This is a genomic window from Streptomyces iconiensis (genome assembly GCF_028657195.3).
Lineage (GTDB): Bacteria > Actinomycetota > Actinomycetes > Streptomycetales > Streptomycetaceae > Streptomyces > Streptomyces iconiensis.
This window is the reverse complement of sequence record NZ_JANCPR020000091.1, coordinates 1-14,831: the sequence shown is the minus strand read 5'-3', so window position 1 is coordinate 14,831 and position 14,831 is coordinate 1. Positions and strand designations below refer to the sequence as shown.

Below are 14,831 nucleotides of genomic sequence, written 5' to 3'. Positions count from 1 at the left end.
TCCCCGGGGGGGGGGGTGGCCGTTGGACTGGTCGGTCCGCGGGTGGGCCACGGGGTTGGTTCCCTTCGTTCGCCGGTGATGGTCGTGATGCTAGAGGAGTGACTCGCTGGCCAGGCGGGCGAGTTCGGAGGCGCCAGGGACGCCTCGGCGTTGGTAGATCGCCAGAGTGGGGCGGATGCTGCTGATCGCCTTGCGGGTGCGGTCGGAGGTCATGCCCTCCATGAGGTCGAGGGCGGTTCGCCACGCGGCGATGGCTTCGTCGGCGCGTGCCTGGGACGCGAGGCTGTCGCCGAGGTCGGCGTGGGTGAGGGCGTGCACGCGTTTGTACTTTGCCGGGTCCCAGCGTGTGAGCGCTGCGCGGTGCTGGATCTCGGTGCCCGGGTGGTCGGCGAGGTCCGTGAGAGTACGGGCCGTGTGGCTGGCCACGGTGCCGGCGGCGGGTCCGGAGACGAGGGAGTAGCTGGGCTGGGATCGGTCGTCGCGCAGTAACGCGTCTTCTGCGGCCAGCAGTGCGCGAGCGGCGGCGGATTTCTCATCCACGGCTGCATACGCGCGAGCGTGGGTGATGTGCAGGAGGGCTTCGGTCTGCCCGTCTACGTGGCCGAGCCCGATAGCCAGAGCACCTTCGACGAGGTCGACGCAGTGATGGGGCTGTTTGAGGCTGAGGGCCTGATGGGCGAGCGCGCGCATCATCCAGGCGGCGTGTGCGTGCGGGTCCGCTTCGCAGGCGAGCTGGTATCCGACCTGGTAATAGCGCTGGGCTGCGCCCTCCTGGCCCAGGTCGTGGTGCTTCCCGCCTGCCAGGTAGGCCAGTTCGGCCACTGCGCCGAATGCCTGGCGCCGAGCGTGGTCGGTGCGGAAGCGGGCTCGGAGTATCGGTGCGGCGGTGTCCGCGAGGTAGGCGGTAACGGTGGTGAGGCCGTGGCCTCCGCCGAGGCGTTCGTCGGCGGAACTGAAAGCGGCGGTGATGTGCCGGACCACCTCCACGTCCTCCGCGCCCACCAGCGTGTCCCCCGAGCGGGCCTGGAGCAGGCGGGAAGTGGCTTCGTGGTCGTAGCTCAGGGGCATGGCGACTCCGGCCGTGGTGAACGCGGCGATTGCCAGATACCGATGACGCTCGACATCCGCGCGGCCCAGGTCCGCGGCGGTTGCCACGGGGTCGTCACCGGAAGGCGGCGCGGCCTCGTCCTCGTAGCCGAGTTCGCGCGGGGTGACCGTGCGGCCGGTGAGCCGCGAGAGGGCTCCTGCCAGGTAGCTCGGCATACGCCCCGTAGGACGTCTGGTGCCGCTGATCCAGTGTGAGACGGCGGACTTGTTGGTCTGCAGCAGTTCGCCGTTCTCCGCCGCCACCTGCCGCACGGCGCGGGCCAGGGCGTCATACGTGCATCGCGCCTCGGCGACCAAGTCGCGCAGGCGGGCATTGGGCTGATGTCTGGATGCCACAGGGCTCTCCCCGAAGGCGGACCGTAAACCGCGTATACCACCTTGCGTGCTCAACACCGTACCGACTGTGAGCAGTTGTGGGTTCACTGAATGCAGGCCGTTCGGGATGCGGAAGACACCCGCTGCCTGAACCCGAGCGTCTCTCCCACCCGTACGAAAGACGGAGGAAACCCATGACCACCCTCGACACCACGACCATCTCGGTCGAACTTCCCGAGGCGTTCGACCTGCGCTGGAACCGGCTGCCCGGCGTCAGCGTGGACGGGCGCTGCCTCAGTGTTGACCCGACCGAGTACTTCTTCCGATTCGAGTCCCACAGCTGGCTGCTTGCCGACTGGGAGCAGGTCAAGTCCGAGCTGCTGCCCGCGCAGGAGAGCACGGAGCAGGCGGTGGAGCAGATGGCGCTGGAGTTCGTGAAGGCCCATGCCGCACCGACCACGGATGCGGCACGGGTCCTGGCGACCGCGTACGAGGTGTACGCCTACCTGTTCCGCGCGGAACACCTGCCCAGCCTCGGCCTGCCTCAGATCACCGGCGAACACCTGCGGATGCTGCGGCAGGCGGCGACGCTGATGGCCCTCAACAAAGTCGAGCTGGACGGTCACATCTCGAACGTCGGCCCGTGCTGGTTCTTCCCCGCCGCCACTTCCGTCGTGTTCGACCTGGACGACGAGATGGGTGGCCTGCTGGACGAGGTCTACCACGGTGGCTGGTTCAACGAGTACCGCCGCATCGAGTCCATCAAGGCCCACGCCGCTCTCGGCGGACGCCTGGTGCACGGCTGCCAATCCGTGCCCGACCAGACCGGCGGGGTCGTCGCCCCGTACGGCGCCTCCCTCTCCACCTTCCGGGAGGAACTCTCCGCGCTGAAGGCCGACTGGATCGCGCAGGTCTACGCCCACCGTCGGCCGAAGCCGAGCGCGGCAGCCTGACACGCGCCCTCGAACCGCTGTGGGGGGGGGGGGGGGGCGCCGCCCTCGCCCCCGCGGCCCCCCCCCCCCCACAGCACCACCCCTGACCTCAGGAGCACCACCGATGGATCAGCAGCACGCCGCGGCCGAACTCCTCTCCGACCTGTGCACGCTTGCCAGCCGCCCGACCCCGCAACGCGAGGAGGTGCGGATCTGGTCAATGTCGGGCGTCGAGCGCCTGACCTTCCCGGACGGCACCACCTGCATCTTCAAGTACGCCCGACAGCCTTTCGACGGCGAGGACCAGGCGCTTCGCATGGCTCACACACGTGGCGTGCCGGTTCCCCGGCTGCACACCTCCGCAGTGCGAGAGGGCTGGCTGGGCATGTTCATGGACGACCTCGGAGCCCCCACGCGTGAGGCCGACGACCTCGACGGCGCTGCGGCTGCCGTCGTCATGCACGCCGTCCGTCCTGCCGCCGTTCTTCCACTCATGGACACGTCACGTCTCGCCGAACTGCCCACACGGGCGCGCGATCACCTCGGCGAGCTGCGAAAGGGAGAACGCTGGCTCGATGCCGATGACGTCGAGCGATTCCTGGACCGCCTCGCCCAGGCCGCCCAGGACCGGGCACAGGGGGCTGCGCTCGCGCCGTTCGGCTGGGTGCACTCCGAGTTCCACCCGACCAGCGTCCATATCAGCGCCAATGGCTGGCGCCTGCTGGACTTCGCCCGGGCGTTCACCGGCCCGGGCCTTCTCGACCTGGCCTCCTGGTACGGAACAGTCGAGGCCCCCGATCCGCAGCGGCTCCTCGTGCTCATCGAGTCGTACGTCGCTGCGGGCGGCACCCCGGACGCCTTGGCTGACCGGGGTGGTCTCAGAGCTGAGCGGTGGGCGCTGGGCTGGCACCGGGTGTGGGCCGTCGAATGGTTCATGGAACAGGCGGTCCGCTGGATCAACGACCCAGCGACCGACCCCGCCTACCTCTCCGTCGTACGCCGTCATCTCGCCGACGCCGTCGAGCTGCTGGAGGTCTAGCGGTGTCTTTCACCCACGCCTCGCCGTGGCACACCCACGCCTCCCAGCGACTCGCGGAGGGGCCGGCCAGGGCGCTGCTTCCACCCCCTCGGATGGAGTGGACCGCACACCCTGGCCATGGGCCTGGCTCTGAAATTCTCGGCCCCGGCAATTCCGGCCGTCGCGTCGTGGAGCTGGGCTGCGGACCGGGCCACAACATCGCTCACCTCGCCGCGCACCAGCGCGTCCACGCCACCGGCGTGGATCTCGTCGGTCTCCAGGTACGCCGCGCCCGCAGCCACTACAGCCACATCGGCAGCCTCACCTTCGCGGCCGGTCACGCCCTGCACTACCTCCAGGCGGCCGAGCGGCCCTTCGACGTCATCTACTCGATCTTCGGCGCCGTCGGAATCGTTCCGCCACGCCTGCTCCTCCCGGCGATCACCGACCACCTCGTTCCCGGCGGGCTGCTCGCTTTCGCCGTGCCGCATCCTCGCCGGAACGGTCGGCGTGCGGTCACGCACGACGGCCCCTCGCGCGACTCCGTGCTCCTGCCCAACCAGACCCGACTGTCCATCGCGCGGTGGGAGTTCGACGCCAGCCGGTGGGCCCAGCACCTGCGTCACGCGGGCCTCACCATGACTGGGGCCTTGGACCTCTCCCACCCCGCACAGGACGGCAACCCCACGACGCTCCTCATCACAGCACGCAGGCTCTGACGCCACGCTCTCTCGGAGGTCCTCATGCGCAAGCCCTACCTGCTCCTGGACATCGACGGCGTGCTCATCCCCTTCCCGTCAGCCGACGGCACGATCCCGCCTTCGCACACCCGCCACAGCGTCACCCCGGCAGGTCGGTCTGCACCGGTCGACGTATGGCTCGACCCAGCTCACGGCCGCATGCTCAACGCGCTGGTCGCCGAGGAGATCGTGGACATCCACTGGTGCACCAGTTGGCGCGCCGATGCCTCCGTTCTGATTGGCGCGCTGCTCGGTCTTCCGTGCTTCCCCCACCTGGAACTGCCCCACCCCGACATCACCACCAGCCACCCCAACGGCTACCTGTGGAAGCGCGACTACGTCGCGGAGTGGCTCGGGGCAGCGCCCGCCATCTGGATCGATGACGACTTCACCGACCTGGACCACGACTGGGCCGGGCGACGAGAACAGCACGGCGTCCCGACACTCCTCGTCCAGCCCGGCCCATACCGGGGGCTGGAGGCCGATCACCTGGCCGCTGTACGCGAATGGATCGCCTTTCTCACCCTGGCGGCGTGAAGCTCGCTACCGGCCGCGTCGGCGATGCCGCTCCTCCTGGACAGCCTGTGACGAGGCGACGTTGGAGATGGTCGCCGAGGTCGTGCTGGCGCGGGCCGTTCCGGGCGAGGTGCTGCGTACGGCTGCCGCTGCCTGCCGCTTGTTGGGCTGTGCGGTGACCCGCCAGATCAGTACCTGGGCCGGAGACTTGGCCGTTTCGAGCTCGCGTTCCGCGCTGAGTTTCGTCAGTAGGCGGCGTGGGTTGTGGTCCGCCGTTTCGGCCTTGGCGATGGTGGTGGTCAGGGCGGGCCATGTGGCGTCGTTCAGGACGCGGTCGGCGTCGCTCGGCAGGACTTGGCGGACGACGTCGGCATACCGCCCCATGGTCGTGGGAGACGACAGGCCCTGGCCCGCTGACAGAGAGTTCCGAAACAGGATGTGAGGACCCACAGGTCCGGCCCTGGACGGCACCGAAGTGACAGGCTTGGAGAGAGTGACCGAGAGCCGGAAGAGAGACCGGACGAGAAGAAGGAGAGCGCTTTGTCGAAGCCACCGCTGCCCGAAGCCGCCGTCACGATGCTGCGCAGCCCCCACCCCGCGGTGATCACCACCCTCCGCCCGGACGGCCAGCCCGTCTCCACGGCCACCTGGTACCTGTGGGAGGACGGCAGGGTCCTGGTGAACATGGACCAGGGGCGCAAGCGGCTGGAGCACGTCCGCAACGATCCCCGGGTAACGCTCACCGTGCTGGACGAGCACAACTGGTACACCCACGTCAGCCTCGTCGGACACGTCACCGAGCTGCGGGACGACGAGGGCCTGACCGACATCGACAAGCTGGCCCACCACTACACAGGAGAGCAGTACCCCCAGCGGGACCGCGGCCGGGTGAGCGCCTGGATCGAGATCGACCGCTGGCACGGATGGGGTTCGCTCAAGGACAGCAGCCAGGCCGGTTGAGGAGACGCCTCCTGTGGCGGGCGCGGCGGACTACCGATCGCCGTGGCCCGCCGGCCTGGGCGACCGCCGCGAACGTCCTTGAGCGGCGGACGCGTCAAACGGCGGGCACCGCGTGTGCGGGGTATCCCGGTGCCGCAGGTCCGCACGGCACGGTCCGCTGCTGTGTCCGCAGTCGGCCGCGACGCTGTCCGGCTTCTTACGGGGCCCGCCCGGCTCGGGCTTCGGGACCGCGGACCTTCTCAGCGGGACCACCTGTACCGGCTGACCAAGCTCGTACCGCCGGTGTACGGCGCGAGCTGTGACCATCTCCCGCCCGGCGTCCAGCGGGGCTCGCCCGTCGGCGATGGCGGCTGCGCGGCGGGATCAGCCGTCGCTGGTGTGCTGGTCGGCGAACTCGCCGTGCAACAGGCCGGTGGACTGGCCTACTTCGATGAGATAGCCGTCCGGGTCGCGCAGGTAGCAGCGCAGCTCGGCCTTCCGGTCGATGGGAGGGGTCACGAACGTCGCGCCTTTGGCGCTCCACTCCTCGTAACAGGCGTGGATGTCGGCGACGCGGAGGTTGAGGAAGCTGGTGGCCGTGTTCGGGTCGGCCGGAGGCTGGAGGGTGATGCCGGGCTTGTCCGGGGTGGGGCCGCCACCCGGGTTCATGATCACCCAACCGTTGGCGAGCTTGACCATGCAGGGATTCTCCTCCAGCACGGTCTCCCCGCCCAGAACTTCGGTGTAGAAGGCACGGGCCCTGGGCACGTCGGCCACGGTGATGAAGTGGGTGAGCAGCAGTCCCTCGTCCGGGACCGGCAGGTCTTCAAGGCGCATGTCGGCATCTCTCTGAGGAGCAGGTGCAGAGGTACGCGTCCCCGTACCGTGGCCACGGCACGTACGAGGGCACCATGGCCGTGACACGGAGACAACGAGCGACCAGTCTGCTGCGCCCCGCGCCCGTACCGGTCACGACACGGCGCACCACCCGCAGATGCCACCGCCGCGGACGGGCGCCTGATGCTCCAACAACCGAGCGGCCGACCACAGCGGTTGAGGGCGCACAGTCGGCGCGTCGTAAGAACGCCCGGCCAAATTCTCGTGAGAGCCGGCTGCCGGGCTGCCGTAGCAGTGGTCCCCTCAGGTAGGTGTTCATCACCGGGGCCCGGCGGCGGCGCGTGTGCGGCATTTCTGCCACCAGGGGGCAAGCGGGTCAGGGATGCCGGATCTCGTAGGTGGTGACGACGGCGGCGTGGTCCGAGGGCCAGGTGTTGTAGCGGTAGCGGGGGTGGGCCTCCCATGCGGGGTGTTCCTCGGCCGGCGCGGGGTTGCCGGTCACGAGGGTGTGGGAGTCCAGTGCGCGGAGGCGGCTTCCTTTGTGGAAGACGAAGTCGATGCGGTCGAGGGGTTCGGCACGTTGCAGTTCTTGTCGCCACAGAGTGACCGGTGACCAGGTCAGGCCCGGGTCGGCTGTGGGTTCGGGGTGAACGGCGCGGTAGGAGTCGATGTATGCGGCGTCTTCGAGCAGTTGGGTGGCCGGCCAGTTGAAGGGGGGCGTGGAGACTTCGCTGGTCCAGTCGAGGTGGGAGGGGCTGTTGAAGTCCCCCAGGATGAGCACCGGTTGTTCGTCCGCGCGGTCGGTGAAGGGGGTGAGCGGGAAGAGGATGTGGTCCTTCATCTCCTCGGCCCGGTCGGAGGCGCACTCCTGTTCCTGGACGGCGGGTGTGAAGAGGCGTGTGCCGTACGGGGCGTTGTCGGGGCCGTAGGACGTGTGGTCGAGGTGGACGGTGCACACCTGCAGGGTCAGTGCGCCGATCGTGACGGCGGTGCGCAGGTAGTGCTCGCCGAATCCGCTGACGTCGTGGTCGATCGGGTACCGCGAGAGGAGGCCGACGTCCTTGTCATCGACCGGATCGTCGTTCAGTCGGGGGTACTCGTGGTAGTACCAGCCCAACCGCTCAGCGAGCCTTCGCACGGTCCCGGGCTCCTGATAGCGGTGGACCTCCTGGAGGGCGACCAGATCGATGTCCTCTTCCAGCAGAGCGCGGATGACCTTGTCGTCGCCGTTGAGGACACACGTGGCGTCGTACCACATGTTCCAGGTGGCCACCCGCAGCCGGTCGGCCACCGGGTCGGTGTCGGCCCGCAGGGGGACGGTGACGGCGACGGTGGCCACCGGACCGTCGCGGTCACCGGCGTCCTGGGCAGCTACCACGATGTGTCCGTGCCGGCCCGTGACTCCGCCCGGCGCGACGCCTGTCACTTCGCCGGCTGGCGAGACGGACAACCAGTCGTCCCCGCTGTACTTGGTGAAGAAGATCGGTCGGCCGAAGGACTCCAGCAGCCCTGCCAGCGGAACGCAGACCGGCTGCCCAACGGCCGTGTTCACCGTGGTGAAGGAACCGACCACGAAGTACGGGTCAGATGTCAGGCAGAAGCGGAGGGGGTCGGTCAGGTCGGTGACGCACTCGCGTACCGCGTCGGCCCGCGCCTGGCCGGGCTGGACGGTCCCTTGCAGCCTGAGGACGTAGTGGCCGGGTGAGATGGCGTCGTCCTGGCTGGGGTCGGTGGACAGGCCGCAGAACCACACCACCCCGGCCGTTCCCGGCGCGTAGTCGAAGGCGACGCACTCTGCGTCCACGCCGTCGCCCCGGTAGAGGGCGACGCGATTGTTGTTGCCCTCTACTTCCACCTCGTAATAGACCGGAATATCCGCCCCGGGCCGCAGCGGCTCGCTCGTGTACAGACTGATCCTGTTCGGCATCATCGACTCCCGTCACTCAACGGCCGGGCAGCAGCCGTTGGCTTTCCGCCCGTCGTTGAGCTTCCTCTTCGGCCGGGTCTCTTTCCGGTTCGGCCGGGTCTCTTTCCGGACGCTGATCTTGTCGTCGGAATCTCAAGCTTGTTCTCGGTGTTCATCGCGCCCCTGTCGCTGAGGGGCATGGAGACGTTGAGACACCGCGGCGTCTCCCCTGTCTTGTTCCTGGTCGACGGCTTCGGCGTATGAGGGGCGTTGTTGTTGCGGAGCACCACCGTGGTCGTCGGCGGCAGACCCGGACCCGGGGCGATCTCCCCGGTTTTCAACCGCGGGAGGGGGAAGTTGCAGGCCCTCCCCCACGACGCCCACCTCCGCCACTCCGCCACTCCTCACCCCGGGTCCGACGTCGGTGAACTGGGCATGCCCCGCCACCTGCGGCCCGGTGTGAGCAGGCGGGAAACTTCCGCCAATCGAAGGACGGCCTGTGACGCCAGGAAAGGCCAGAGGGGGAAGCGGAGTTCATGGGCACGCACGCGAGCACGCGGAAAGGCGCGGACAGGCCCGCCCGTGGCTGCCGTCGTCACAGGCTCAGTAGCAGGTCACGGACCGCGGCGGGCTGGGACAGGAACGGATGGTGGCCGGTGTCGAGTTCGACGGCGCTGCCGGCCCGGCGGGCGAACTCGCGCTGCAGCCGCGGCGGGGTGCCCCGGTCCTGGGCGCAGACCAGGTACGTCGAGGGCACCTGCTGCCATGCGGCTGCCCCGACCGGCTGCCCGGTCACCCGCACGCTCTGCCGGGCGAGCCGGTCCGCCGCCTGCGCCTGGACCTCGGGTTCGCAGTCCTGCAGGAAGGTGTCCGCGAGCAGCTCGGGGCGTACCCCGAAGGTGCCGGCTTCGGGGTCGACGTCGAGGAACGGGGCGGGGCCGCTGTCCCCGAAATCCGACAGGCTCTGCCCGACCTCGGGCAGGTAGCTGGAGACCAGCAGCAGGTGGCGTACGGAACCGACGTCAGCGGCGGCTTCCGCGGTGACGATGCCGCCGTAGCTGTGGGCGACCACAACGGTCGGCTCGTCGCTGTCCAGCAGCACCTTCCGCACCGCAGCGACATCCTCGGGCAGCCCCGGACCGTCGGCTCCCCCGGGCGGGCCCGCCTCGCCGCAGCTCGGCAGCGCCGGTGCCACGCTCGGCACTCCTCGCTCCTGCAGCAGTTCGGCGGTGCGGTGCCACCACCACGACCCGTCCCGCACGCACGCCCCATGCACGAATACGACCCTCATCGCTGTCTCCACGTCTGCCTTGACTGTCTCGCCGTCCGGGCTGCCTTGGCTGCCTTTCGATCAACGGTAGACGTACTCGCTGTTACGGGAAAAAATGTTCGGCATGGGCAGACGACCGCAACCACACATCAGGGAGAGGCTGCTCGATGCCTGCGCCGATTACGCCCTCGCTCACGGCCTCCCCGACCGGCTTGAGCCGCTGGCCACCGCCACAGGCGCCTCGGCCCGCATGCTGATCTACCACTTCGGCACCCGCGACGCCCTGCTGCGGGCCGTGCTCGGGCACGCGCGCCAACGCCAGCTCGACACATTCGGCGACCTCCTGCGGGCGCGGCCCGACGAGCACTACACGGTCACCCTGGAGCGCGCCTGGGCCTCCATCACAGGGCCGGACGGACGGCCGTACCTGCGGATGTTCGGTCAGCTGCGCGAGAGCGCGGAGCAGAAGTTGTGGCCCGACTTCCGGCGTACCGCGACGACCGACTGGCTCGGGCCGCTGGAGGACGGCCTGCGCAGCATCGGCCGGCCGGAGCTGGCGACCCTCGTTCTCGCCGTCATCCGTGGTCTCGTCATGGACCTCGACGCCACCGGCGACACCATCCGCACCGACCGGGCCTTTCGCGACTTCCTCGGCGCGGTCGAGCACCTGGCCGGCGGCCACCGCTCAACTGACTACTGCCCCCAGGAGCGCACCAGCAGCGGCACGACCGGCACCGACACGGCGTCGGGCAGACCCGGGTGACCGAACGGAGTCTGTGACCTCAGGCGAGCGGTAGGCGACGCAGTACTACGTCGCCTGGCGGTCCGGCCCGCCAACCGCAGCCCCTCGTAGGGCAGTTGGGCAGTTGAGCAGTGGCGGACTGACGGACTGGCGAGCCGGCGGGTCGGCTCAAGTCCGGCGGGTGGCGTGGGTCTGCTCGCGCAGGATGTCGCCGTGGCCGGCATGGCGGCCGAATTCCTGGATCATGAGCAGGTAGATCCACCGCAGGCTGACGGTGCCGAAGACAGGGTGCTGCCGGGTGGCGTCGAGGTCGATGTCCGCGGCGATCGCTCGTGCCCGGTCCCCGGCGCGCTCGAATTCGGCGATCACGTCCGCCACCGTCTCGTCGTCACTGACCACGAAGCTGTCCTCGCCCACCATCGCACCGTCGCATTCGGAGTCCGGCAGCCCTGCCAGGACGCGCTGGAACCAGTTCCGTTCGGCGAACGCGGCATGTTTGACCAGCCCGATCGGAGTCGTCATGGACGGAACGAGGCGGCGGCGGGCCTCTGATTCGGACAGGCCGCGCACCGTGTCGATCAGCTCGGTCCGCATGTGGTCGAGCATGTACTGGAGCAGCTGGCGCTCGGGGCCGCAGGTGGTGCCGGTCGGGTTGCGCATGGCGTGTGTCCTTTCGCAGACAGCGTTGGAGTGCACGGTTCCGTTCGATTGGCCCGTCGAGGTTTCCGGCCGGACGCCGCGTCGAGGCGGCGGCGTCACCCCGCTTCGGTGTGGCGGGCGGTGACGCCGGAACCAGCGAGCCCGACCGGTGGGCGGCGATGATTTCGCCTGCTTGCGGGCAAGGAGGGCCGAGTTGATCGGCCTTGCGGGCAAGAGGGCCGAGTTGATCGGTTCGGTGCCGAACACGAATCGGTGGCCGAGAGGGGTTCCTGGCGGAGAGGAGTGTCATCGACGGCCAGCAACCGGACCGGCGAGACGAGGGACCGGCTTCTTCTCGGACTTTACGTCCGACCTGCCGCAGAGGCCCCGTTGGGCCCGATCCTACCTCGGCCGGTCGGCACGAGCCCTGTCCGGTAGCGCCCGGTCTTCCGCCCACGGTCGACAACGACACCGAGCAATGCCCAGAAGCGGCGCAGCACGCCTGCTCCCCGTTCGGGGTCCCGGAGCATCCAGGAGTGGGTGAGGCCGTCCAGTTCCGGCAGCTGAGTCCCGAGCCGTTCGGCGGCCATGTCGCGGGCCTGCGCGGGCTGCGCCATGGGGGGCACCGGTCGGGGCCAGTGTCAGCCTCGGGACGGCCCCGGGGCGGCGGCGGGGCGGGCCGGGGGTCGGCGGCTGCGGAAGGCACCGATGCGCCCGCGCCATCGCGTCCGCGCAACGACGCCTGAGGGCTCACCCGCCGCCCGTGCGGGCGGCGGGTGAGCCCTCAGTCCGCGCTCAGCGGGGGTCGGTCTGGCCGGGCAGCAGCCAGTCGGTGGTCCTGGCCTTGTAGATCCAGCTTGCGTTGTCCGGAGCGAAGTACCGCGCCTTCGGCCACTCCAGGTTCACACGGTCACTGCCGTAGACGTTCGGCTTCTGTACGCCCTGTGAGCTGGTCCATATGCCGCGCCCGCTGCTGTGCCGGGAGTAGGACTTCACCCAGCGCTCGAAGTGATCGACGACTTGCGGACGTGAGCCGGACACGTCGATACGGAAGGCCCGTTTCGTGCCCGTCGCCCAGAGCACGGCGGGCTCATGTCCATCCAGCGTGAGGTCGTGGCCGTTGTTGAACGCGCGGTCCCATACGCGGAGTTCCGGCACTTCCTCCAACTGAACGCTTTCGCGCCAGCCGGTGACCCGGTACCCCTGGAGCGTGACGTACCCGTACATCCACAGGGTGCCAGTGATCTTTCCCGGGTCGCCCGGGTTGTCCTGGTGGTACTGCCAGGCCGCCCCGTGCGCCTGCCGGAACTGGCGTGGTTCGCCCACGGGCGTGAAGACGCCGCCGCTGTTCCGGGGCGCTGTGAAGAGCTGGTAGCAGCCACCTCGTCTGCCGCCCCCGCCAGGGAGGCCGGGCGTACGGGTGCCGACCACGACGACGGCATTCGCCGAGGGCAGGTACTCGATGCTGTGCGGGTACATGCTGAGACCGTCGAACCAGGCCAGCCGCTCGCCGTCGGACTGCCGGTGGATGGCCACCCGTCCGTTCTCCGTGTCCCCGCCGACGATCATGTAGGCGACTCCGCCGCTTTCATCGCCGTTGATCCACGGCAGCCATCGGTACTTCAGCTCAAGTGGCTGCCAGCCACCGGTCTTCAGTGGCTCTCGCTGACGGATCAACCGGTCGTCGCGCTCCACCTTCCCGGTGTTCACCCACTCGATCTGGCACTTGTCGGGGTTCGCGTCGAGCAAGCCCAGTTCGAAGTGCTCCAGTCTCGGTTCCGCGCCCCGCGCGGGCGTGGCCAGTGTGCCCAGCGCTCCGGCGGATGCGGCGGCTGCCGCCCCGCTCAGTAACCGACGACGATTGATGCTCACGTGGTCCTCCGTTGCTCCGTTGACGTGGTGGTGAGGGAGGCGCTCGGCATGAGTGGCGCCCAAGTGCGGGACGCCGAAGCCGAAGCGCGCGGCAGACCCCCGGCGCCTGGAGCCGTAGCGGGACCGGGCTGGGAGCGAGGCGGCCTCGGCGGGGTGCCTCCATGTCCGTCATCAAGCCGGAACTACCGTGCTTGACCAGGTTTTCCATTCGTGCGGCGACGGTGTTGCGCCGCACCATCGGCACACGCCCGTGCCGGGCGGATCTGGCGCCTCACCCTGGTCCCCACGTATGCGAAAGTCACGACGTTTCGGTTGAGCCCGAAATTTCAGGAGGGAAAGGTTCTGATCCCTCCAGTCTGTCGCCGTTTGCAGCCGCTGACGCAACCGGAGAGACCGCTCGCATACCGGTCGTCCGCATCGACTCGGTTCTCTTCGTCGGCGATCTCGCCGGTCGTCACGTCCGAGGCGTGGAATTCGCCATCGTTGTCCGGGGGCGTGTCAGCAGACAGCGGTCCGGCCGTAGCTGCCACCAACGGTGCGGAAATACCGGGACTGCTTGTTCGGAATGGACTGGCAGGACGTGTCCCTCCAGTTTTTGACGATGATCCTGATGCGCATCGTCTTGCCGCAGTTGTTGTACGGCCAGGACTGCATGCCACCGTCGGGGTTGTTCACGAAACTGCGCTTGATGCACGCCGGTGCGGTACCACCAGCGGCGGCGGCGTGCGCAATAGCGGTGCCATCGGCCCCGGCGGGTGCGGCAGCGGCCTGTGCCGGACTCGCGCCGCCCAGCACACCTGCCAGTACGACGACGACCGAACCGATGACGGCCTGGTGTTTCCTCGTCAGCATTCCTGAATCCCCCTTCTGTCCCGTGCCGTGTGCACGGAGCTGTGCTTCCACGAAACTACGGACCGCACAGGAAATAGGCGTCAGATCCAGGGTTGAGGTTCGCGGTAAACCGGGGCGGTAGGGACGTGCCGCGCTGGTTGGAGACGACCCGGCCGCGGCGTGCCTGCGCCGACTGGCCCCGCCGGTCTCCAAGCCCGGACCTGCGGGACCCTGGATCGCGAGCTGAACGAGCAGGTCCTGGAACGGATGCCGAGGGGGCCGGATGCCGAGGGGGCTCGTACGGTGCGTAGACCCACCCGATCACTGAGCGGACCCGCCCCTGTCCGTCGCGCTCCCGGGCGCCGGCATCCCTGACTGCCAAGCCCCGGCCCTCCGTTCCTGAAGGGCATACCGCCGATGCGCTCCCGCCGCGGTCCCCGCCGCCGCAGGCCCGGCAAGCTCCGCGCCGAGAAGGGCGGTCACGGACAAGGGCGGTAGCGGACAGGGAACACGTTCGCTGTCCGGGGCGATCGCCTCTAGCCTGCGTCTCGTGATGACGGCTGAAGACGTGTTGTCCGTCCTGAATCTGCTGCGACGGGCGGAGGCAGATGTCTGGATCGGTGGAGGATGGGGGATCGACGCTCTGATCGGCGAACAGACCCGGGACCACCGCGACTTGGACCTGATGTATCGGCAGGACCAGGAAGCCGCTGTGGTGGCAGCCCTCTTTGAGGCGGGCTTCGTGGAGAGCCTGAGCTGGAGGCCCATCCGATGGGTCGTCACGGCTCAGGACGGCCGAGAGGTCGACCTCCATCCCCTCGTCTTCGGGGACGAGGGCTCGGCGGAGCAGGCGTCGCCCGACCCTGAGCGTCCTTTCGTCTACCCCTCCTCGTGCTTCGTGACAGGCACCCTCAGGGGGACGGCCGTCCCGTGTCTGTCCGCCGAGCAGCAGGTCTACTTCCACCAGGGATACGAACCCACGGAACGCGACCGGCACGACATGGCCCAACTCCGCCGGGCCTTCCGGATCGCCACCCACTTCTGAGAGGGCGTTTGATGTAGGCGGATTGCCCTTTATCTCCTAGTAGGTTCCTCGCCAGGTGGGGGTGGTCTCGTCCGTTATGCGCTTGGCGAGGTTGTCGATCGAGGCGACGTGGATCATGGCCT

At 69.0% G+C, this 14,831-nt stretch carries 16 protein-coding genes; 7 read left to right on the top strand and 9 right to left on the bottom strand.

Annotation, left to right across the window (positions count from 1 at the left end):
* Positions 1–90: 90 nt before the first annotated feature.
* Positions 91–1,443, bottom strand: a complete 1,353-nt coding sequence (locus tag NMN56_RS42290) for an NsdA family TPR-like regulatory protein (RefSeq protein ID WP_274043360.1) — start codon at positions 1,441–1,443, stop codon at positions 91–93.
* A gap of 173 nt (positions 1,444–1,616) precedes the next feature.
* Between NMN56_RS42290 and NMN56_RS42285 the strand changes: the two genes are divergently transcribed.
* From NMN56_RS42285 to NMN56_RS42270, 4 genes are all read left to right on the top strand, one after another.
* The gene (locus NMN56_RS42285) at positions 1,617–2,375 is read left to right on the top strand and encodes a hypothetical protein (protein ID WP_274043361.1); all 759 of its coding nucleotides are present in this window, start codon (positions 1,617–1,619) and stop codon (positions 2,373–2,375) included.
* A 103-nt stretch (positions 2,376–2,478) separates the two neighbouring features.
* Positions 2,479–3,393 carry a phosphotransferase family protein gene (locus NMN56_RS42280; protein WP_274043363.1) on the top strand — a complete coding sequence of 305 codons (915 nt, stop codon included), beginning with the start codon at positions 2,479–2,481 and terminating at the stop codon, positions 3,391–3,393.
* 2 nt (positions 3,394–3,395) lie between these two features.
* Entirely contained in the window at positions 3,396–4,091 is a 696-nt protein-coding gene (locus tag NMN56_RS42275; RefSeq protein WP_274043364.1) for a class I SAM-dependent methyltransferase, read from the top strand.
* A 24-nt stretch (positions 4,092–4,115) separates the two neighbouring features.
* The gene (locus NMN56_RS42270) at positions 4,116–4,649 is read left to right on the top strand and encodes an HAD domain-containing protein (RefSeq protein ID WP_274043365.1); all 534 of its coding nucleotides are present in this window, start codon (positions 4,116–4,118) and stop codon (positions 4,647–4,649) included.
* Between the two features lie 6 nt (positions 4,650–4,655).
* Here NMN56_RS42270 and NMN56_RS42265 read toward each other — a convergent pair whose 3' ends face one another.
* A complete protein-coding gene (locus NMN56_RS42265; protein WP_274043366.1) occupies positions 4,656–5,012 on the bottom strand; it encodes a hypothetical protein in 357 nt (118 codons plus the stop codon).
* 156 nt (positions 5,013–5,168) lie between these two features.
* Here NMN56_RS42265 and NMN56_RS42260 point away from each other — a divergent pair, with 156 nt between their 5' ends.
* Complete coding sequence (locus tag NMN56_RS42260; protein WP_274043367.1) at positions 5,169–5,588, top strand: PPOX class F420-dependent oxidoreductase; 420 nt, start codon at positions 5,169–5,171, stop codon at positions 5,586–5,588.
* Between the two features lie 363 nt (positions 5,589–5,951).
* On the opposite strand, the gene NMN56_RS42255 is transcribed toward NMN56_RS42260, so the two are convergent.
* From NMN56_RS42255 to NMN56_RS42245, 3 genes are all read right to left on the bottom strand, one after another.
* Entirely contained in the window at positions 5,952–6,404 is a 453-nt protein-coding gene (locus tag NMN56_RS42255; protein WP_274043368.1) for a VOC family protein, read from the bottom strand.
* Positions 6,405–6,780: 376 nt separating this feature from the next.
* The gene (locus tag NMN56_RS42250) at positions 6,781–8,331 is read right to left on the bottom strand and encodes an endonuclease/exonuclease/phosphatase family protein (RefSeq protein ID WP_274043369.1); all 1,551 of its coding nucleotides are present in this window, start codon (positions 8,329–8,331) and stop codon (positions 6,781–6,783) included.
* 574 nt (positions 8,332–8,905) lie between these two features.
* A complete protein-coding gene (locus NMN56_RS42245) occupies positions 8,906–9,601 on the bottom strand; it encodes an alpha/beta fold hydrolase (RefSeq protein WP_274043370.1) in 696 nt (231 codons plus the stop codon).
* A gap of 103 nt (positions 9,602–9,704) precedes the next feature.
* Between NMN56_RS42245 and NMN56_RS42240 the strand changes: the two genes are divergently transcribed.
* Complete coding sequence (locus tag NMN56_RS42240; RefSeq protein ID WP_274043371.1) at positions 9,705–10,343, top strand: TetR/AcrR family transcriptional regulator; 639 nt, start codon at positions 9,705–9,707, stop codon at positions 10,341–10,343.
* 147 nt (positions 10,344–10,490) lie between these two features.
* Here NMN56_RS42240 and NMN56_RS42235 read toward each other — a convergent pair whose 3' ends face one another.
* The 4 genes from NMN56_RS42235 to NMN56_RS42220 form a co-directional block, all read right to left on the bottom strand.
* Positions 10,491–10,982 (bottom strand): DinB family protein, encoded by a 492-nt coding sequence (locus NMN56_RS42235; RefSeq protein ID WP_274043372.1) that lies wholly within the window; start codon positions 10,980–10,982, stop codon positions 10,491–10,493.
* A gap of 341 nt (positions 10,983–11,323) precedes the next feature.
* A complete protein-coding gene (locus tag NMN56_RS42230; RefSeq protein WP_274043373.1) occupies positions 11,324–11,578 on the bottom strand; it encodes a hypothetical protein in 255 nt (84 codons plus the stop codon).
* Between the two features lie 178 nt (positions 11,579–11,756).
* Positions 11,757–12,833, bottom strand: coding sequence for a hypothetical protein (locus tag NMN56_RS42225; protein ID WP_274043374.1), 1,077 nt, complete (start codon positions 12,831–12,833; stop codon positions 11,757–11,759).
* Between the two features lie 498 nt (positions 12,834–13,331).
* The gene (locus NMN56_RS42220; protein WP_274043375.1) at positions 13,332–13,685 is read right to left on the bottom strand and encodes a hypothetical protein; all 354 of its coding nucleotides are present in this window, start codon (positions 13,683–13,685) and stop codon (positions 13,332–13,334) included.
* A 532-nt stretch (positions 13,686–14,217) separates the two neighbouring features.
* Between NMN56_RS42220 and NMN56_RS42210 the strand changes: the two genes are divergently transcribed.
* Positions 14,218–14,709, top strand: a complete 492-nt coding sequence (locus NMN56_RS42210) for a nucleotidyltransferase domain-containing protein (RefSeq protein WP_274043448.1) — start codon at positions 14,218–14,220, stop codon at positions 14,707–14,709.
* Positions 14,710–14,831 lie beyond the last annotated feature (122 nt).